Origin of the sequence: Ornithinimicrobium sp. F0845, assembly GCF_023015765.1 — a bacterium.
GTDB lineage: Bacteria > Actinomycetota > Actinomycetes > Actinomycetales > Dermatophilaceae > Ornithinicoccus.
Genome location: NZ_JALKAL010000002.1, coordinates 142272 through 160854, shown reverse-complemented (window position 1 = coordinate 160854; position 18583 = coordinate 142272). Strand labels below are relative to the sequence as shown.

The 18583-nt window shown below is 71.3% G+C and carries 20 protein-coding genes and 2 pseudogenes; 16 read left to right on the top strand and 6 right to left on the bottom strand.

Features of this window, described 5'->3' with window-relative positions:
- Positions 1–96: 96 nt before the first annotated feature.
- The 4 genes from MWU75_RS04020 to MWU75_RS04005 all read right to left on the bottom strand — a co-directional run bounded on the left by MWU75_RS04020 (position 97) and on the right by MWU75_RS04005 (position 3556).
- Positions 97–651, bottom strand: a complete 555-nt coding sequence (locus MWU75_RS04020) for a Uma2 family endonuclease (protein WP_247088346.1) — start codon at positions 649–651, stop codon at positions 97–99.
- Positions 652–747: 96 nt separating this feature from the next.
- Positions 748–1101, bottom strand: coding sequence for a Uma2 family endonuclease (locus MWU75_RS19800; RefSeq protein ID WP_348647730.1), 354 nt, complete (start codon positions 1099–1101; stop codon positions 748–750).
- A 206-nt stretch (positions 1102–1307) separates the two neighbouring features.
- Positions 1308–2051, bottom strand: coding sequence for a DinB family protein (locus tag MWU75_RS04010; protein WP_247088344.1), 744 nt, complete (start codon positions 2049–2051; stop codon positions 1308–1310).
- Entirely contained in the window at positions 2048–3556 is a 1509-nt protein-coding gene (locus MWU75_RS04005) for an NAD(P)/FAD-dependent oxidoreductase (RefSeq protein ID WP_247088341.1), read from the bottom strand. Before MWU75_RS04005 ends, MWU75_RS04010 begins: the two co-directional genes overlap by 4 nt.
- Before the next feature lie 17 nt (positions 3557–3573).
- On the opposite strand from MWU75_RS04005, the gene MWU75_RS04000 reads away from it, so the two are divergent.
- Positions 3574–4170, top strand: coding sequence for a mismatch-specific DNA-glycosylase (locus MWU75_RS04000; RefSeq protein WP_247088340.1), 597 nt, complete (start codon positions 3574–3576; stop codon positions 4168–4170).
- Here MWU75_RS04000 and MWU75_RS03995 read toward each other — a convergent pair.
- The gene (locus tag MWU75_RS03995; RefSeq protein ID WP_247088338.1) at positions 4160–4822 is read right to left on the bottom strand and encodes an N-acetyltransferase; all 663 of its coding nucleotides are present in this window, start codon (positions 4820–4822) and stop codon (positions 4160–4162) included. The genes MWU75_RS04000 and MWU75_RS03995 overlap by 11 nt on opposite strands.
- An 83-nt stretch (positions 4823–4905) precedes the next feature.
- Here MWU75_RS03995 and MWU75_RS03990 point away from each other — a divergent pair, with 83 nt between their 5' ends.
- The 15 genes and pseudogenes from MWU75_RS03990 to MWU75_RS03920 all read left to right on the top strand — a co-directional run bounded on the left by MWU75_RS03990 (position 4906) and on the right by MWU75_RS03920 (position 17727).
- A complete protein-coding gene (locus MWU75_RS03990) occupies positions 4906–6024 on the top strand; it encodes an amidohydrolase family protein (protein WP_247088336.1) in 1119 nt (372 codons plus the stop codon).
- A 457-nt stretch (positions 6025–6481) separates the two neighbouring features.
- Positions 6482–7333 carry an endonuclease domain-containing protein gene (locus tag MWU75_RS03985; RefSeq protein WP_247088334.1) on the top strand — a complete coding sequence of 284 codons (852 nt, stop codon included), beginning with the start codon at positions 6482–6484 and terminating at the stop codon, positions 7331–7333.
- Between the two features lie 402 nt (positions 7334–7735).
- Positions 7736–8266, top strand: a pseudogene (rpsP, locus tag MWU75_RS03980) (30S ribosomal protein S16); the annotation flags it as partial.
- Positions 8267–8433: 167 nt separating this feature from the next.
- Positions 8434–8676 carry an RNA-binding protein gene (locus MWU75_RS03975; protein WP_247088333.1) on the top strand — a complete coding sequence of 81 codons (243 nt, stop codon included), beginning with the start codon at positions 8434–8436 and terminating at the stop codon, positions 8674–8676.
- Positions 8677–8805: 129 nt separating this feature from the next.
- Positions 8806–9309 (top strand): ribosome maturation factor RimM, encoded by a 504-nt coding sequence (gene rimM, locus MWU75_RS03970; RefSeq protein WP_247088332.1) that lies wholly within the window; start codon positions 8806–8808, stop codon positions 9307–9309.
- 1 nt (position 9310) lies between these two features.
- A pseudogene (gene trmD / locus MWU75_RS03965) lies at positions 9311–9997 on the top strand (tRNA (guanosine(37)-N1)-methyltransferase TrmD); the annotation flags it as partial.
- A 242-nt stretch (positions 9998–10239) separates the two neighbouring features.
- Positions 10240–10599 (top strand): 50S ribosomal protein L19, encoded by a 360-nt coding sequence (rplS, locus tag MWU75_RS03960; RefSeq protein WP_247088331.1) that lies wholly within the window; start codon positions 10240–10242, stop codon positions 10597–10599.
- Between the two features lie 202 nt (positions 10600–10801).
- Positions 10802–11665 carry a signal peptidase I gene (gene lepB, locus MWU75_RS03955; protein WP_247088330.1) on the top strand — a complete coding sequence of 288 codons (864 nt, stop codon included), beginning with the start codon at positions 10802–10804 and terminating at the stop codon, positions 11663–11665.
- Positions 11662–12420: a ribonuclease HII gene (locus MWU75_RS03950; protein WP_247088329.1), complete on the top strand. Its 759-nt coding sequence runs from the start codon at positions 11662–11664 to the stop codon at positions 12418–12420. The genes lepB and MWU75_RS03950 overlap by 4 nt, the downstream gene beginning before the upstream one ends.
- A complete protein-coding gene (locus MWU75_RS03945; RefSeq protein WP_247088328.1) occupies positions 12417–12734 on the top strand; it encodes a DUF2469 domain-containing protein in 318 nt (105 codons plus the stop codon). The genes MWU75_RS03950 and MWU75_RS03945 overlap by 4 nt, the downstream gene beginning before the upstream one ends.
- Positions 12735–12847: 113 nt before the next feature.
- Positions 12848–13216, top strand: coding sequence for a YraN family protein (locus MWU75_RS03940; protein WP_247088326.1), 369 nt, complete (start codon positions 12848–12850; stop codon positions 13214–13216).
- Positions 13216–14751 carry a YifB family Mg chelatase-like AAA ATPase gene (locus MWU75_RS03935; protein ID WP_247088324.1) on the top strand — a complete coding sequence of 512 codons (1536 nt, stop codon included), beginning with the start codon at positions 13216–13218 and terminating at the stop codon, positions 14749–14751. The genes MWU75_RS03940 and MWU75_RS03935 overlap by 1 nt, the downstream gene beginning before the upstream one ends.
- On the top strand, positions 14748–15857 hold the full coding sequence (gene dprA / locus MWU75_RS03930) for a DNA-processing protein DprA (protein WP_247088321.1): 1110 nt from the start codon (positions 14748–14750) through the stop codon (positions 15855–15857). Before MWU75_RS03935 ends, dprA begins: the two co-directional genes overlap by 4 nt.
- Before the next feature lie 356 nt (positions 15858–16213).
- Positions 16214–16588 carry a M23 family metallopeptidase gene (locus MWU75_RS03925; RefSeq protein ID WP_247088319.1) on the top strand — a complete coding sequence of 125 codons (375 nt, stop codon included), beginning with the start codon at positions 16214–16216 and terminating at the stop codon, positions 16586–16588.
- Positions 16589–16803: 215 nt separating this feature from the next.
- Entirely contained in the window at positions 16804–17727 is a 924-nt protein-coding gene (locus tag MWU75_RS03920) for a tyrosine recombinase XerC (protein WP_247088856.1), read from the top strand.
- Between the two features lie 70 nt (positions 17728–17797).
- Here MWU75_RS03920 and MWU75_RS03915 read toward each other — a convergent pair whose 3' ends face one another.
- On the bottom strand, positions 17798–18583 hold the full coding sequence (locus tag MWU75_RS03915; protein WP_247088317.1) for a hypothetical protein: 786 nt from the start codon (positions 18581–18583) through the stop codon (positions 17798–17800).

Here is an 18583-nt window from a genome sequence, read left to right as displayed (position 1 = left end):
GCCTCGATGCGCGGTCATATGGCTCACACCGACGGCGAGTTGCTCGCACCGACGGCGCGAGTGGCTCACACCGACGGCGAGTTGCTCGCACCGATCTCAGCGCAGGTCGTCGACCAGGTGGCTCGGCACGATCTCGACCGCCCACGGCAGGTTGAGCCTGGCTATCTGATCGCCGACGACGTGAGCGGTCTGTTCGTAGCGACCCTCGCGCAGCTCCCAGGCGCGCAGCGAGGGTTCGTCGGGGTCGATGACCCAGTAGGCCGGGGTGCTGGCGGCCTCGTAGCGGGAGAGTTTGAGCCCGAGGTCGATGTGTCGGGTGCTGGGGGAGAGGACCTCGACGGCCAGCACGGGGCCTCCCTCGATGCGTCGCTCGCCGACGGCGGTGCTGGGCACGACGAGCACGTCGGGTTGGAGCACGGTGTCCTTCCCGAAGCGGATGTCCAACGGGGCCACGAAGACCCGGAGGCCGCGCGGGATGGTCCGGCGCAAGAGGAATGCCAGCTCACCCACCGCTGTCTGGTGCCGCGGGACCGGCGACGGCGTCACGACGAGGGACCCGTCGATGAGTTCGTAGCGGTGCCCGTCATCGACCTCACGGATCGCCTCGAAATCCTCGAGGGTCAGTGCCCGGCTCCGTGGCATGGTCGGCATGGGTCCCATGGTGCCCCCTCTCGATCATGCGGTCCAGGCAGTTCGCGGGCACTTGCATTTGAGGCACTACGGGCAACCACAACGTGGGTGTGGCGCTCAGGAGCTGTCCACAGAGGGGCGGTCGTCAGGACGGATCAGATGATCCGGCACGATCCGCAACGGCCACGAGAACGACAGCGTGGCTGCCGTCTCACCGCTGACACGGGCGACCTGCTCATAGCGACCCTCGCGCAGCTCCCAGGCGCGCAGTGAGGGTTCGTCGGGGTCGATGACCCAGTAGGCCGGGGTGCTGGCGGCCTCGTAGCGGGAGAGTTTGAGCCCGAGGTCGATGTGTCGGGTGCTGGGGGAGAGGACCTCGACGGCCAGCACGGGCCTCCCTCGATGCGTCGCTCGCCGACGGCGGTGCTGGGCACGACGAGCACGTCGNGCGCAAGAGGAATGCCAGCTCACCCACCGCTGTCTGGTGCCGCGGGACCGGCGACGGCGTCACGACGAGGGACCCGTCGATGAGTTCGTAGCGGTGCCCGTCATCGACCTCACGGATCGCCTCGAAATCCTCGAGGGTCAGTGGTCCGCTCCGCGGCAGGGTCGGCATGAGTCCCATGGTGCCCCCTCCTGTCCATGGCGTCGACTGTGGCACGGATCGCGACTGTGCTTCAGTCCCTGTCCACAGGCCGGGCTGCGCGAGCCGACTCGAGGATCGTCAGGTCGCGCACCGCGAACTGGTGGTGCGCCCACTCCTCGCCGAAGACGACCGTCAGGCACGAGCCGACCGTCCGCACCGCCGCGGGCGGGTAGCCGGGAGCCTCGTTCGGTCCGCACTCGCGACCGAGGTCTTCGTCGGTCAGGTCGGCGGCGAACTTCCTCAACCGGTCCAGTCGGGAGTCGCGAGCGTCGAGCACCTCGGCATACGACGGGGTCGCCTGCTCGTCGATGCCGTATGACGCCGCGCCTGTGTCGAAGGTGGCAGGCAGCCCGAGCGGGTGGAAGGGGGCCGCGTCCTGGGCCACGGCGTGGCCGAACCAGCCGTCGGTGACGAACACCAGGTGCCGCAGGGTCTGGGCGAACGACCACTCGCCGTCGACCGACTCGTGCACCGCCGGCTCGCCCAGAGCGTGCGCCCGCGTGAGGGTCGGGGCCCACATCTCCTCGACGACCTCGACCGCCCGGCGCACTCCGTCGGCGTCCGTGGGTCGCAGCTCGACCCGCTCCGGGTGGAGGCGGTTCAGCTCGGCCTCGACCAGTGGAGCCACCTCAACGCCGTTGAGGCGCAACCCGACGATGTAGGCATCGATGGAGGTGTTGGCGAGCATCGCGCCGCGCACGTCGGCGCCGGACAGGTCGACCTCCCGGATGACCTGGCCGGACAGGTCGGCACCGTCCCACGGAGAGCCGGTCACGACAGCGCCTGCTCACCGAGCGCCGCCGCAACCGCCGCGCGCCCGGGGATGCCGCTCACCGCACCACCGCGACGCGCCCCGGACCCGCACAGGAAGATGTTGGCGTGCCGCGTCTCGGTGCCCCACGTGCCGACCTCGTCGTCTGACTCGGCGAACGGCCACTGCAGGTCGCCGTGGAAGATGTGCCCACCGGGCATCCCGACCGAGGCCTCGATGTCCAACGGGCTCCGGACGTCGATGGTGTCCGGGGCGAGCAGGCAGTCCTCGATGGGCTCGGCCAGCACGGAGTTGATCGAGGCCAGCGTCAGCTCCAGCGCGCGCTCCCGGGCGCCCTCCGGGTCCTCGCGGAAGAGCCGGGCCGGCATGTGCAGCCCGAACAGCGTGAGCGTCTGGGCCCCGGCTGCCACCAGGTCGGGACCGAGGATCGAGGGGTCCGACAGGCTGTGGCAGTAGACCTCGCAGGGCGGCACGTCGGGGATGCGACCGGCCGCGGCCTGGGCGTAGGCCGCGTCGATCTGGTCATAGCCCTCGTTGATGTGGAAGGTCCCGGCGAAGGCCTGCTCCGGCGTCGTCGAGGCGTCCTTCAGCGCCGGCAGCCGGGAGAGCAGCATGTTGATCTTGAGCTGCGCGCCCTCGGGCTCGGGCCGGCTCGGCGCCTCACCCAGCAACTGGTCGAGCAGGGTCGGCGCGAGGTTGGCGAAGACCTGCCCGGCGCGGACCTCCAGCCCGTCCACGGTCCGGACCACGGCCTCGCTCCCGTCCGTGGAGACCGAGGTGACGGTGGCGGAGGTCCGCAGCTGCGCGCCATACTGCTGCGCGGTGCGGAGCAGACCGTCGGTGACCGCGCCCATGCCGCCGACCGGCACGTCCCAGTCGCCGGTCCCGCGGCCGATCACGTGATAGAGGAAGCAGCGGTTGACCAGGCGCTCGGCGTCACCGGGTCGGCCGAAGGTGCCGATCAGGCCGTCCGTCAGCACGATGCCGCGGACCACGTCGGAGGTGAAACGACGCTCTATCGCCTCACCCAGTGGCCGCTCGAAGACGTCCCGCCACGCTTCCTCACCCACCAGGGAGCGGACGTCCTCGCGCGAGCGCAGCGGCTCGGTCACGGTGGGGAAGAGCTTCTGCGCGATCTCGCCGGTCATCCCGTAGAAGTCGTCCCAGGCCTGCGCGTCGGCCCCGAGGTCGGCGGCGGTGCGGGCGGGGTCGCCGTTGTCGACGAGGATCCCGCCGTCGCCGACCGGGGTGTAGGAGCTGATCCGGCGCCGGATCAGCTGCAGGTCCAGGTCCAGCTCCTCGATGATCTGGTCGGGCAGCAGGCTGACCAGATAGGAGTATGCCGAGAGGCGGGCCTCGTGGGCGGGGAACACCCGGTCCGAGCGGGCGGCCCCGCCGATGTGGTCCGAGCGCTCCAGGATCAGCACCGACCGGCCGGCCCTGGCCAGGTAGGCGGCTGCGGTCAGGCCGTTGTGACCGGCCCCGATGACGACGGCGTCAAGTCTCATGGGCTTACGGTACTGGCGTGTCGACGAACCCACCCCAGCGACGTTTCACCCGCGCCGAGCTGGAGTCGTTCCGGGACGCCGAGGTGCCGGACCTGCTGCCCTCGCCCGGACAGGACCTGCGGTTGCTGTTCGTCGGGATCAACCCGGGCCTGTGGACCGCTGCCACGCAGACGCACTTCGCCCACCCTGGCAACCGGTTCTACCCGGCCCTGCTGCAGGCCGGGATCGTGCAGCGACGGATCGACCCGTCCGCGGGCATGACCGACGACGACCGCGACCACCTGAGGGCTCGCGGGATCGGGATCACCAACCTGGTGCGCCGCGCCACGGCGCGGGCCGACGAGCTGACGGCGACCGAGCTGCGGGAGGGCGGCGAACGCTTGCTCGCCACGGTGAGGGACACCCGACCGGAGGTGGTCGCGATCGCCGGCATCACGGCATACCGGAGTGCGTTCGGGGTCCGCGGTGCGCGAGTGGGGGAGCAGATCGACGGGCTCGAGGGGGCAAGGCTGTGGGTGGTCCCCAACCCGAGCGGGCTGAACGCGCACGAGACGGTCGCCTCGCTGGCGGTGGCCTACGCCGAGCCGGCGCGCGCTGCGGGCGTCATCGGCTGAGGTCCCGCTCCGGGCGCCACTGCTGCACGCTCGCGATCGGGGCGAACCCGTGCCGCAGGAAGAAGCGCAGCGAGCGGGCGTTGCCCGGGGTGACCGAGGCGAGCACGACCTCTCCGGCCGGGAGGCGCCGCAGGAGTCCCTCCAGCAGGGCGTCGGCGGAGCCGTCCTCGGCCTCGAGCCCGATCTCCGGCAGCCCGCCGATGCCCCGGCCCAGGGTGGCCAGGGAGGTCTGCGACCGCTGAGGCAGTCCGAGGACGACCACGTCGTCACGCCAGTGGTCGGCGTGCCGCGCCCGCGCGGACTGCGCCAGGTCGGGGCGCTCGACCAACGCGCTGGGAGGACCCGTGCCCCGGCCGGCCAGCAAGACATCAAGGATCCCGATCTCGCCCTCGCCGGCCAGAGCGAGGGTGGTGCGCGGGTCGTGGGCACCACCGAAACCGTGCACCCCGAGGTCACGGAGTCGCTCGTCCGTCACGTCCTCGCCGACGGCCAGGACGGCGTGGCCGGTGAACGCCAGGGCCGCCTCCACACCTTCGCGCCAGGGCAGCGCACGGGAGTAGCCTCCGTCGACCGCGGGGAACGTTCCCGCTGCCGCCGCGCGCAGGGTTGCCGCGAGGTCCCGTCGTGCCGGTGGGAGAGCGTCCTGCGCCATGCGCCCGAGTCTAGGAGTCGGCAGGCACGCGGACAGCCGGGCCGGTAGCCTGCGGTCACCACGTCGACAGGAGGCCCGAGTCCATGAGCAAGCCCGTGCTGCACGTCCGCGGTCAGGTCCTGGTCGGGCCCGAGGAGACTCTCAACGAGGTCTGGGTCGTGGACGGCCGCATCAGTATGACGCCACCGTCCGGGCAGGCCGGTCAGGTCGAGACCATCGAGGGCTGGGTGCTGCCGGGGCTGGTCGATGCGCACTGCCACGTGGGGCTGGAGGCCACCGGCGGGGTGCCGCCGGAGCGGGCTGAGGAGCACGCGCTCGCCGACCGTGACGCGGGCGCCCTGCTGCTGCGCGACGCGGGCAGCCCCCTGGACACGTCGTGGATCCACGACCGGGAGGACCTGCCGCGGCTGATCCGGGCGGGTCGGCACATCGCGCGGACCAGGCGCTACATCCGCAACTTCGCGCACGAGATCGAGCCCGAGGACCTTGTCGAGTTCGTCCGTCAGGAGGCTCGGCGGGGCGACGGCTGGGTCAAGCTGGTGGGGGACTGGATCGACCGGGAGACCGGTGACCTCAACGTCTGCTGGCCGGTCGAGGTGTTGACCGAGGCGATCGCGGCCGCGCACGAGGAGGGTGCCCGGGTGACCGCTCACTGCTTCGCCGAGCAGTCGCTGCGTGACTTCGCCGCGGCCGGGACCGACTGCATCGAGCACGCGACCGGTCTGGTGGACGAGACCATCGACGCTTTCGCCGAGCAGCAGATCGCGATCGTGCCGACGCTGGTCAACATCGCCAACTTCCCGTCGTTCGCCGAGGCCGGGCGGGGCAAGTTCCCCAACTATGCCGACCACATGATGGATCTCTACGAGCGGCGCTATGACACGGTGGCCAAGGCCCACGAGGCGGGTGTGCCGGTCTACGTCGGCACGGACGCAGGCGGTCAACTGCCCCACGGGCTCGTGGCGCGCGAGGTTGAGGCGCTCACGAAGACCGGGATGAGCAATCCCGAGGCGATCGGTGCGGCGACCTGGGCCGCGCGGGAGTGGCTGGGCCGTCCGGGCATCGCCGAGGGCGAGTCGGCCGACCTGGTCGTCTATCGCGACGATCCCCGTGATGACCTGCGGACGATGGCCGACCCACACCGTGTCATCCTGCGTGGCCACGCGCACGAGTCCCAGGGCCGCCACCACCACGCTCACTGAATTGGGGGCCGCGGCCTCACGCTCAGTGAATGCAGTGTGCGGCCCGACACCGCCGAGCGCTACCTTCCCGGGAGCCGTCGCAGGTCGGTGCGAGCGAATCGCCGTCGATGTGACGTCAGGGGGCTCGCACCGACGGCGAGTCGCTCGCACCGACGGATCCTGCGGACGCCGGTCCGGGTACCTCCCGCCCGGCGGCACCGGCCACCGATGTGACCGCCATGCAGCACGACCCCGACACGATCGCCACCGTCGCGATCGCCACCGTGGAGTCGCACGGCACCGTCGAGTCGAACGGCACTGTGGAGTCGAACATCACTGTGGAGTCGAACATCACTGTGGATAACTCCTGCGCCACCCCAGGCTCACCCGGCAGAGTGCGCCCATGGAACCATCACTCAAAGCACTCCTGGACCGCCAGGACGGGGTGGCCAACGTGCGGCAGCTCGACCACGCAGGGGTGACCCGTCAGGCGCTGAAGGCTGCGATCAACCGCGAGGAGGTGCTGCGGCTCCCTCGAGGTGTGCTGATCGATGCGGAGCGCTGGCAGAACGCGGCCTCCTGGGATCGCCACCTCCTGCGCGCCCGAGGCCTCATGCACGGCCCCCTTGGTGCCCCCGAGAGCACAGTCGCGCTGAGTCACCACAGCGCACTTGCACTCCATGGCATCCCCTTCTTCGGTGTTGACGACCGCGTGCACCTCGTGCGCACTGACGGACGGCGGAGCAGCTCTGACGCCCTCGTCTGCTCGCACGCAGCGATCTCGTCGAGGTGGGTGCAATCGGTGGATGGCATCCGTGTAGTTGCGCCGATGCGAGCGGCGTTCCAGGTCGCGGCGCTGTGCGGTGTCGAGTCAGGAGTGGTGAGCGTCGACGCGTGCCTACGAGCCGGCGCGACCGATGATGAACTGATCGATGCCGCAACGGCGGGTGGCTATGGCCGCGGCGCGCTGACCGTGCGCGTCGTCAAGGACTTCGCCGATGGGCGGTCCGAGTCTGCGGGTGAGTCACGGGCCCGGTGGGTCTTCAGCCTGCTTGGCCTCCCAGAACCAGTGCCACAAGCAGAGATTCGCAATGCTGACGGAGAGTTCGTGGGGCGCGTCGACTTCCTCTTCAAGGATCAGCACACCGTCGTGGAGTTCGACGGCCTCGCCAAGTATGCCGAGCGGTCGGACCTGATCCGCGAGAAGGCGCGAGAGGATGCGCTCCGGGCGTTGGGCTACTCGGTCGTGCGGATCACCTGGGCCGACCTGGCCAAGCCAGTGCTCGTGCACGCCAAGGTCATGCAGGGCTTCGCGCTCGCGGCTGCCTGAAGCCTGCAGTCGGGGTCGCACCTGGGCCGAATTTCAAGAGCCGTTCCGACTGATGCGAGCGACTCGCCGTCGATGCGATGTCATAGGGCTCGCACCAACGGCGAGTTGCTCGCACCGATCGTGGCGATGGTGCGGGGGCGTGGTGATGGTGCGGGGGCAGGCGTGGCTGGGGTGCGGGGCTGGCGTGTGGCGGGGGTGCGGCGTGGGAGGTGGGGCGTGGCTGGGGTGGAGTAGCCGTGGTTCGTCGGGGGGCGCGGGATCTGGCACAATAGGCCGGTACCCGTCTGCGGGTCGGCCCCTCTCTCCGACTCCAGCGTGTTCCCGAGCGTCCGCCCCGCGCGTGTTTCCCCACGTGGGCCAGCGGCTGCTCACCCTGACCAAGAATGAGGAGACACCCCACTCGTGGCTGTCAAGATTCGCTTGAAGCGCATGGGCAAGATCCGTGCACCGTTCTACCGCGTCGTCGTCATGGACGGCCGCAAGAAGCGCGATGGTCGTGCGATCGAGGAGATCGGTCGCTACGTGCCCTCCGAGGAGCCGTCGGTCATCGAGATCAACTCCGATCGTGCCCAGTACTGGCTGTCCGTCGGCGCCCAGCCGACCGAGCAGGTCGCCGCGCTGTTGAAGGTCACCGGCGACTGGCAGAAGTTCAAGGGCGAGGAGGGCGCCGAGGGCACCCTCAAGGTCGCCGAGCCGCGTCCGGACAAGAAGTCGCTCTACGAGGCCGCGCTCGCCGCCGCCGACGGCAAGGAGGCCAGCACGGCCGACACGCCGGCGCGGTCCAAGAAGTCCGACGCCAAGGCCGATGCCAAGGCGGAGAAGGCCGACGCCAAGGCCGATGCCAAGGCGGAGAAGGCCGACGCCTCCAAGAGTGACGAGGCCAAGGCCGAGAAGAAGGCCCAGGAGAAGGCAGCCGACGCCGCCGAGGCTGAGGTCGCCGCCGAGTCCCCGGCCGAGGCTGTCGCGGACGCCGAGGCGCCCGCTGCCGGCAACGCCGCCGAGGCCGAGGGCGCCGAGAGCCCCTCGACCGAGGTCGCTGAGGCCACCGACGTCGCCGACACCGAGACCGCCGACGCCGAGAAGGCTGAGGGCTGAGCCGGATGCTCGAAGAGGCCCTGGAGCACCTCGTCAAGGGGATCGTCGACCACGACGGCGACGTGACCGTGCGCACCAAGAACCTCCGCCACGGCGAGGTCCTCGAGGTGCGCGTCCACCCCGAGGACCTCGGCCGGGTGATCGGCCGCCGCGGCCGGACCGCCAGCGCGCTGCGCACCGTCATGGGTGCCCTGGCCGGTGGCGACAAGGTCCGCGTCGACATCGTCGACACCGACCGGGCTCGCTGAGCCCGACCACGCACGACCCGGGAGGGGTATGACGCGGCACCAGCCCGTCATGCCCCTCCCGTCTCGTTTCTCACCCGTTGGTCCGCCGGGCCAGCCCCATCGAGTGACACCGTCAGGACAGGAGCCCGCATGTTCGTCGTCGCCCGCATCGGCAAGCCGCACGGCCTGCGCGGTGAGGTCACCGTCCAGGTCCACACCGACGCGCCGGACGAGCGCTTTGCCGTCGGCACCGAGTTCGCGACCGAGCCCGACCGCGGGCCGTTGACGCTGCGCACGGTGCGGGTGCACCAGCAGGTCTACCTGCTGGGCTTCGAGGGCATCACCGACCGCACCGCGGCCGAGGCACTGCGCAACACCAGGCTGCTGCTCGCCGACGAGGAGGAGGCCGAGGAGGACGATGCCTGGCGCGAGGAGGACCTGCTCGGGCTCACGGTCGTGCTCACCGACGGGACCGTCGTGGGCGAGGTGAGCGCACTGCATACTCGCGAGGTCCAGGACCTGCTCGAGGTGCGCCGCGCCGACGGACGCGAACTGCTCGTGCCCTTCGTGGAGGAGATCGTGCCCGAGGTCGACGACGAGACCGGCAGAGTCACCATCGACCCACCGGCCGGCCTGCTGGAGCTGGGGGACTGACATGCGCCTGGACGTCATCACGATCTTCCCGGACTACCTGGCGCCGCTGGACCTCTCGCTCATCGGCAAGGCCCGGCGCGACGGCCTGATCGACCTGCACGTGCACGACCTGCGCGAGCACGCCCACGACCGGCACCGCACCGTGGACGACACGCCCTACGGCGGCGGCGCAGGCATGGTGATGAAGCCCGAGCCGTGGGGCGAGGCGCTCGACGAGTTGGTCGGCAACGGCGCTGAGGGCCAGGTGCCGCACCTGATCATCCCCGGCCCCGGTGGCATCCCGTTCACCCAGCAGACCGCCCGCGACCTGGCCACCGAGCCGTGGCTGGCCTTCGCCTGCGGACGCTATGAGGGGATCGACGAGCGGGTCTACGAGGAGGCCGCCGCGCGGATGCCGGTCTCGGTGATCTCGCTCGGCGACTACGTCCTCAACGGGGGAGAGGTCGCGGTCCTGGCCATGGTCGAGGCGATCGCCCGGCTCATCCCCGGCGTGATCGGCAACGAGCAGTCACTCGTCGAGGAGTCCCACGAGGACGGCCTGCTGGAGTATCCCGTCTACACCAAGCCAGCCACCTGGCGCGGCCGCGAGGTGCCCGAGATCCTGCTGTCCGGCAACCACGGGGCGATTGCCGAGTGGCGTCACGAGCAGCGCCTCCAGCGCACCGCGGCGCGTCGCCCGGACCTGCTCTCCGACTGACGGTTCGTATGCCGTGGGGCCGGGTCTCCCCGCGCGTCCCCGTCGATTGGCTCGAGAGGGTCCCGGTGTGGCAAACTTGATCCCTGCGTCCGCCCGGACGGCGACACCGCGCCCCTGCCACAGGGGGAAGAGTGCGGTCAGGACGGGCAGACACACCCCTTGACCACGACCGTCCACCCAGGACGGCACACCGCCGTGGGTGACCTGTGGCACCGACGAGAAAGCGACGCACCATGCACAAGCTCGACGACCTGGACGCAGGCAGCCTGCGCGACGACATCCCCGACTTCCGCGCCGGCGACACCATCAAGGTCCACGTGAAGGTCATCGAGGGCACGCGCAGCCGTGTCCAGATCTTCCAGGGCGTGGTCATCCGCCGCCACGGTGGTGGCATCGGCGAGACCTACACCGTCCGCAAGATCAGCTTCGGCGTCGGCGTCGAGCGCACCTTCCCGGTGCACTCCCCGAACGTCGAGAAGGTCGAGGTCGTCACCCGCGGTGACGTCCGTCGCGCCAAGCTCTACTACCTGCGCGACCTGCGCGGCAAGGCCGCCAAGATCCGCGAGAAGCGCGAGACGACCCCGACCGCCTGAGGCGCGTCCCGGCATACTCTCCGCAGCCGCCCCGAGCCCATCGGCCCGGGGCGGCTTTCGTATGACGGAACTCACCTGGGCCTGTGCCGGTCACCCGCCGCGTGTGGGAACCAGAGCGCCCAGCCCCGCGTACTAGGGTGCGAGCGAGAGCCCGCACTGCGCTCACCAGCGGCAGGACCCACCCGGCAGAGAAGGAACACCTGTGACGCAAGACCCGCGACCCGACTGGGACCGCGTGGGGGACACCCCGACCGATCCGGGCAGCCCGGTGGACGAGGAGTCGGTCGGCGAGCGCACCGCCGCCCGCCAGGCCGCGCGCGAGCAGGCGACCGGGCAGCCAGCCGGGGCCACGGCCGTGCGTGCGCGCAGGTCCGCCAAGCAGCGGCACCCCGTGGTGCACTTCGTCCGCGAGGTGCTGCTCATCGGTGTCACCGCCCTGGTGATCTCCTTCCTGATCAAGACCTTCCTCGTGCAGGCGTTCTGGATCCCGTCCGGGTCGATGGAGTCGACCCTCGTCTACGGCGACCGGGTGCTGGTCAGCAAGATCCAGGCCGGCCCGATGTCCGTGGAGCGCGGCGACATCATCGTCTTCGAGGACCCGGGCGGCTGGCTGCCGCACGGGCCGGAGAGCGACCGTGGGCCGGTCATGGAGACGCTGCTGAGCGTCGCCAAGTTCGTCGGCGTGGCGCCCGAGGGAGAGAGCAACCACCTGATCAAGCGCGTCATCGGGGTGGGCGGGGACCACGTGGTGTGCTGCGATGACAACATGCGCATCACGGTCAACGGGGAGCCGCTGGAGGAGACCTACCTGTACGCCGGCGACGAGCCGAGCCTGGAGAACTTCGACATCGTCGTGCCGGAGGACCACTACTGGATGATGGGCGACCACCGGTCCTACTCCCGCGACTCCCGCGCCCACGACGACGGCTCGGGCACGGCCGGCTCCATCCCGGCGGACCGGGTCGTGGGCCAGGCGTTCGCCCTGGTGTGGCCGCTGGACCGCTTCGAGGTGTTCACCAACCCAGGCGACGTCTTCGGGTCGGTGCCCGACGAGGAGTCGCCGTGACCCCGGCTGCGCGGACCGGGAGTCCTCGGCGGACACCGCCGCGGAGCACCCGACCGAGCCTGCGGCTGGAGCGATCGCTGTTCCGCGAGGGGCACCGGGTCCTGATCGGGATGGACGAGGTGGGGCGCGGCGCCCTGGCCGGTCCGGTGTCGGTCGGAGTCGTCGCGATCGACGAGACCTGCCGCACGGCCCCGCAGGGCGTCAAGGACTCCAAGCTGCTCACCCAGCAGGCGCGCGAAAGGCTCGTGCCCCGGATCCAGCGGTGGGCCCTGGGGTGGGGGGTCGGCCACGCCTGGCCGGAGGAGATCGACGCGATCGGCATCATGGCGGCGCTGCGACTGGCGGGGCAGCGTGCCCTGGCCCAGGTCGCGGTCCTGCCCGACCTGGTCGTCCTCGACGGCAACCACGACTGGCTCTCCGACCCCGCGCGGGAGGGGCTCCTGGCCCTGGTCGACCCGTCCGCGCCGCCGCAGGTCCCGGTCCGCACCCTGATCAAGGCCGACATGACCTGCTCGTCCGTGGCGGCGGCCAGCGTCCTGGCCAAGGTGACCCGCGACGCCCACATGATCCAGCTCGCCCCCGAGCACCCGGCATACTCGTGGGAGCTGAACAAGGGCTATGCGGCGCCCGAGCACCAGGAGGCCCTGCGCACCCTGGGCCCGTGCGTCCACCACCGCCGGAGCTGGAACATCACCGGCAACACCCTGCGGGATGACATCATCCCGCCCGAGGCGAGGGAGATGAACCGAGCATGAGCGCCGAGGACCTCGAGAAGTACGAGACCGACATGGAGCTGCAGCTCTACCGCGAGTACCGCGACGTGGTGAGCCTGTTCAGCCACGTCGTGGAGACCGAGCGGCGCTTCTACCTGGCCAACGAGGTGGACGTCCAGGTGCGCACCGGGGGCGGGGAGACCTGGTTCGAGGTGACGATGAACGACGCCTGGGTGTGGGACGTCTACCGACCGGCGCGCTTTGTCAAGAAGGTGCGGGTCATCACCTTCAAGGATGTCAATGTCGAGGAGCTGGCCAAGAGCGACCTCGACCTGACCAAGCTCGACCGAGACTGACCTTGCCGCGGTCCACAGCTACCCCCCGGGGGTACCTCGTCACCCACAGGTCCTGACGAGCGCTGCCCGGTCACGGCCGCTGACCCCGATGGTGGGTCGCGGAGGTGGTGGAGATGGGGATGTCCCACCGGGTCGCGAGTGCGATCGGGGAGTATGGCGAACGGCTGGCCTGCGAGTACCTCACCGGGCTCGGCTACGAGGTCCTGGACCGCAACTGGCGGTGTGATCAGGGTGAGCTCGACATCGTGGCCCGGGACGGGGCCTGCCTGGTCTTCTGCGAGGTGAAGACGCGGCGCAGCACGGCCTTCGGGTCACCGGTGGAGGCGGTCACGCCGGTCAAGGCCGCCAGGCTGCGCCAGCTCGCGGTCAGCTGGCTGCGGGAGCACGCGCTGCGCTCTCCGGACCTGCGCGTCGATGTGATCGGGGTGCTGCGCCCGGCCAGTGGTCCGGCGCAGATCGAGCACCTGCAGGGCGTGGCCTGATGGGGCTGGGGTCCACCTACGCGGTGGCGCTGAGCGGGGTCGAGGGGCACCTGGTGCAGGTCGAGGCGCACATGGCGCAGGGACTGCCGGCGATGACGATGAGCGGTCTGCCTGACGCCGCCTGCTCCCGGGCTCCCAACCGGATCCGGGCTGCTGTGGAGGACTGCGGGCTGACCATCCCGCAGCGGCGGTGGACGATCAATCTGACCCCGGCGTGGCTGCCCAAGACGGGCAGCGGGTTCGACGTCGGCATTGCCGTCGCCCAGCTGGTCGTGACGAAGGTGCTGCCCCCTCGTGTCGCGGAGTCGGTGGTGCACATCGGGGAGCTGGGGCTGGACGGGGCCGTGCGGCCGGTCACGGGCGTGCTGCCGATGGTGGCTGCCGCTGCCGCCGCGGGGATGGGCACCGTGATCGTGCCACGGGCCAACGCGGAGGAGGCGTCTCTGGTGCCCGGCATCCGGGTCTACGGGGTGGCCTCCCTGCGTGAGCTCATCGAGCTTCACCTGGCCGTCCACCGGGGTGCCGCACCCGCCGCCCTGACCCTGCCCGAGCCCGTCCCGCCCGGGGACCCGGTGCCGGACCTGCAGGATGTGGTGGGACAACCGGAGGCACGGGCGGCGCTGGAGGTCGCGGCGGCCGGGCGTCACCACATGCTCATGGTGGGTGCGCCAGGCGCCGGGAAGACGATGCTCGCCGAGCGGCTCCCCGGCCTGCTGCCGCCCCTGGAGCGCACCGAGGCGCTCGAGGTCACCGCGGTGCACTCCGTCCTGGGAGCGCTCGATGACACCCGGTCACTGGTGGACCGTGCCCCGTTCGTGGCGCCGCACCACGGAGCGTCCATGGCCGCCGTCATCGGCGGCGGCAGCACCAGGGTTCGTCCGGGCGCGGTCTCGCGCGCCCACCGCGGCGTGCTCTTCCTGGACGAGACCCCAGAGTTTCGACGAGACGTCCTCGACGGGCTGCGACAGCCGTTGGAGAGCGGTGAGGTCGTCATCGCCCGCGCCGACCGGCAGACCAGGTTGCCCGCGCGCTTCCAGCTGGTCGCCGCCGCCAACCCGTGCCCGTGCGGGCAAGGGATCGGCAAGGGTGAGCGGTGCGAGTGCACGCCGTTGGCCCGCCGCACCTACTTCGGCAAGCTGAGCGGCCCGCTGCTGGACCGGATCGACGTGCGGGTGAGCCTGTTCCCCGTCAACCGCAGCGCCCTGGCCGGACCGCCCGGCGAGCCGACCGTGGAGGTGGCCGAGCGGGTGCGGGCGGCCCGCGAGCGTCAGCGCTCGCGGTGGTCGGGGACACCGTGGGTGGTCAACGCGGAGGTGCCCGGCAGCCTCCTGCGCAGCGATGCGTGGCGCCTGCCGAGGCAGGTCACCGCCCCGCTGGAGACCGCGATGGACCGCGGAGAGCTGACCCTGCGCGGATACGACCGGTGTGTGCGCGTGGCCTGGACCCTCGCCGATCTGGCCGGGGCCGAGCGGCCTGGCGCCCAGCACCTGTGGCGGGCCCTGGCGCTGCGCACCAGTTCGGAGGTGTCGGCATGAACTACGGAGTCACCGACGAAGCCAGCGCACGGCTGGCCTGGGCACGGCTCTCCGAGCCCGCCGACTCGGTGGCGGTCGCCCTCATCGAGCGGTTCGGGTTCCACGACGCCTTCCACATCGCGGCGCGCGGCGGCACCGCACCGAACGGCAAGGTCGTCGACCGCTTCACGGCCCGCCTGAAGGATCTGCACCTCGACCGCGACCGGGAGATCTGCGAGCGCCTGGGGGCCCGCCAGCTCCTGCCCGGCGATCCCGAGTGGCCGACCGCGTTGGACGACCTGGCGGTCCCCCCGTGGTGTCTGTGGGTGCGCGGACCTGTCGATCTTGCCGCGGTGCCGTCTCGCAGCGTCGCTGTCGTGGGGGCGCGGACGAGCACGGCCTACGGCAACCACGTCGCCGCGGAGATCGGAGCCGGCACCGGGGCCCGCGGGTTCACCGTGGTCTCCGGGGCAGCGTTCGGGATCGACGCGGCCGCCCACCGCGGGGCGCTCTCGGTCGAGGCGCCGACCGTCGCGGTGCTCGCGTGCGGCGTGGACCGGGTCTATCCCGCCGCCCACGCCGACCTGATCGCTGCCGTGTCGCGCGCGGGCGGTGTGCTGACCGAGGTGCCGCCAGGGTCGGCGCCGACCCGGCCGCGGTTCCTGGCCCGCAACCGGATCATCGCCGCGCTCGCGACGGGCACGGTGGTCGTCGAGGCGGGCCTGCGCTCTGGCTCCCTGAACACGCTCCGAGCGGCGGCGGCGATCGGCCGGCCGGTGGCGGTCGTCCCCGGACCGGTGACCTCGATGGTCTCTGCCGGGTGTCACCGGGCTGTCCGGGAGGAGGGTGCCGTCCTCGTGACGGATGCCGCCGAGGTGGTCGACCTGCTGGGCGACATCGGAGGAGATGACCTGGCCCCCGCCAAACGCGGGCCGGAGCGGGTGCAGGACCAGCTGGACGACCTGCCGCTGCGCGTGTGGTCGACCCTCGCGCCGTTCCGCTCCAAGACGGTCGAGGAGATCACCGTCCAGGCGGGGTTGGCCGCTGCCGAGGTGCTCGGCGCCCTGGGAGAGCTCCAGGGGCGGGGCCTGGCCGAGCTGCGGCTCGACGGCTGGGGGAGGGTCTGATGCGCGCGGTCTGCGCTGGTCTACTCGCCCTGCTCACGACCCTGACCGGTCTGGGCGGGCAGGTGATGGTCACTCCGGGCCAGGCCGGACACGCGATCGTCGCACCCGGCCTGGTCGGGCAGAGGCCGGTGACATCCGACCTGGTCGGGCAGAGGCCGGTGACATCCGTCCCGGTTGGGTCCCCGTCGCTGCGCACCGATAGCCGCGAGGGCGCGCCCCTGAAGGACGAGCGTGACGACGACGCTGCGGTCCTTACTGCCGTCGCGTCTGTACTGGCGGAGGGAGTCTCGACCGTGACGGCGCAGCCTCAGCCCCGCGCGCGTTGGCAGTGGCCACTCCCTGGACGCCCTGAGGTGGTGCGGCCCTTCGATCCTCCCGAGGAGCGGTGGCTCCCGGGACACCGCGGGATCGACCTGGTCGGGCAGACCTACTCGCCGGTCCTCGCCGTGGCCGACGGCACCGTGACCTACAGCGGCAGCATCGCCGGGGTGGGCATCGTCTCGGTCACCCACCCGGACGGGGTCCGGAGCACCTACCAACCGGTGACCGACCGGGTCGACGAGGGCGAGCAGGTGCGTGCCGGTGACCAACTCGGCCTGTTGGGCGTCTGGGGCAGCCACTGCCTGATCCGGGCCTGCCTGCACCTGGGCGCGGTGCGCGGTGAGGACTATCTCGACCCGTTGTTGTTCCTCCTGTCGTGGCAGCTCACTCTCCTCCCGCACGGGGAGTGAATAGCTGCGCTGCGAACTGGGCATCCGGCGGCGTGTCTCGAACCCCGGTGATCAGGGTCTTGCCCCGAGCCCCGGTTCAGAGGCGGCCCCGCCGAACCCGGTGATCAGCGCGCCTACCTCAACCGAGCCCCGGATCAGCGCGCCGCCCCGAGTGGGCGTCGGTGGCGTGGCACCGTAGTGGGGTGGAGCAGCCAGCCGAGCACGCGGAGGGAGCCGTGCCCAGTCGGGCGCAGGTCGTGCCCGGTGACGTGCTCGAGTCGTTCCGGCGTCACCTCGCGGCCGAGCGCAACCGGTCTGAGCACACGGTCCGGGCCTACGTGGGCGACATCACCGCGATGGCCGATGCGCTCGCGGGCGCCGGGGTCTCGAGCCTGGCGGACATCACGCTGGCCGACCTGCGTGCCTGGCTGGGAGAGCAGGCCGCTGCAGGAGCGGCGCCCTCGACCATCGCCCGACGATCGGCTGCCGCCCGGACCTTCCTGCGGTGGGCCAAACGCACGGGCAGGATCGAGACTGACCCCGCACTGCGGCTGGGTGCCCCGCGCAAAGGCCGTTCCCTGCCCGGAGTGCTCAAGCAGGCCGAGGCCGACCAGCTGATGGATATCGCCGCGGTGGGGGCCGACGACGCCGACCCGATCCACCTCCGCAACCGGGCCATCCTCGAACTGCTCTACGCCAGCGGCATGCGGGTGGGTGAGCTCACCGGGCTGGACGTTGACGACGTGGACCTGGCGGGTCGGGTCGCCAGGGTGCTCGGCAAGGGCGCCAAGGAGCGCACCGTGCCGTTCGGCGCCCCGGCGGCCGAGTCACTCGAGGTGTGGTTGGGACAGGGGAGACCGCTCCTGGCGACCGCCGAGTCGGGGCCGGCACTCTTCCTCGGGCGTCGCGGCAAGCGCGTCGACCAACGACAGGTGCGCACGGTCGTCCATGATCTCCTGTCGCACCTGCCTGCCGCCGCGGACCTCGGTCCGCACGGGCTCCGGCACAGCGCGGCCACCCACCTGCTCGAGGGCGGCGCCGACTTGCGGACCGTGCAGGAACTCCTTGGTCACTCCAGCCTGGCCACCACTCAGATCTACACGCATGTGTCCGTCGACCGGCTGCGCGCCGCCTACCGGCAGGCGCACCCCCGCGCCTGACCTGAGCACCGGACCAGGGTCCCCTCCGGCACGGCCACCAGTCGAGCTCGCGGGACGCAGCCGTGGTGTGTCACGCGAGCCTGTGACGTGACAGCCGCACCCCGGGGGTCCGCCACTGGTTGATGACCTCTTCCGTGAGCCACACCCCGACCGGGCTCGACCAGGACTGGGATGCTTTCTGCAGAACCCACCCCTCACCGATCGTGACAGCCGCGTGAGCCAGCTCCCCGTCATGGCGCCACACCAGGACCTGGCCCGCGTCCCGCGGATCGTCGCGGGACGCAGCGGGGGTGGTGTGGGCGTCGAGCCAGAGCTGAAACTGGTCGAGCTGAACCCAGTCCTTCTCCACCGGCTCGCCCGCGGCCGCCATGACGGTGCCGAAGCAGTTGGGGCCGGACCCGGAGGGGAACCTGCCGGCCAGCTCGCCAGCCCGTGGCAGCGACCCTCTCGAGGCACGCCCCAGCTGCTCGCGCGCGAGCTCGTGGAGGCTGGGTCTGGTGCCTGCTTCGACCCACCGGACCAGCTTGGGGACGATCATCGGGTCCGTGGGCCAGGCAGGGGCGGGCTTGGGACGGACGCGGTCACGTCGCTCTGTGACCAGGGCCGCCCGGGCGTCAGGTTCGAGCTCGGCGAACTCGTCCTCGGAGAGCCATGCCCAGGGGCCTGCGCCATACATGAAGAAGGTGTCCCTCAACTCGTCGGTCACGGACTCGGAGCTGGTGTCCGGGAGCGAGTCGACAACCGAAGCCGGCAGGCCTCTTGTGCGGAAGGACTGCCGCCCGGGTGCATAGAAGCCCAGCCAGCGCTCGATGTCGTCGCAGGCCACGGGGATCCCCAGGACGGTCACCGCGTCCAT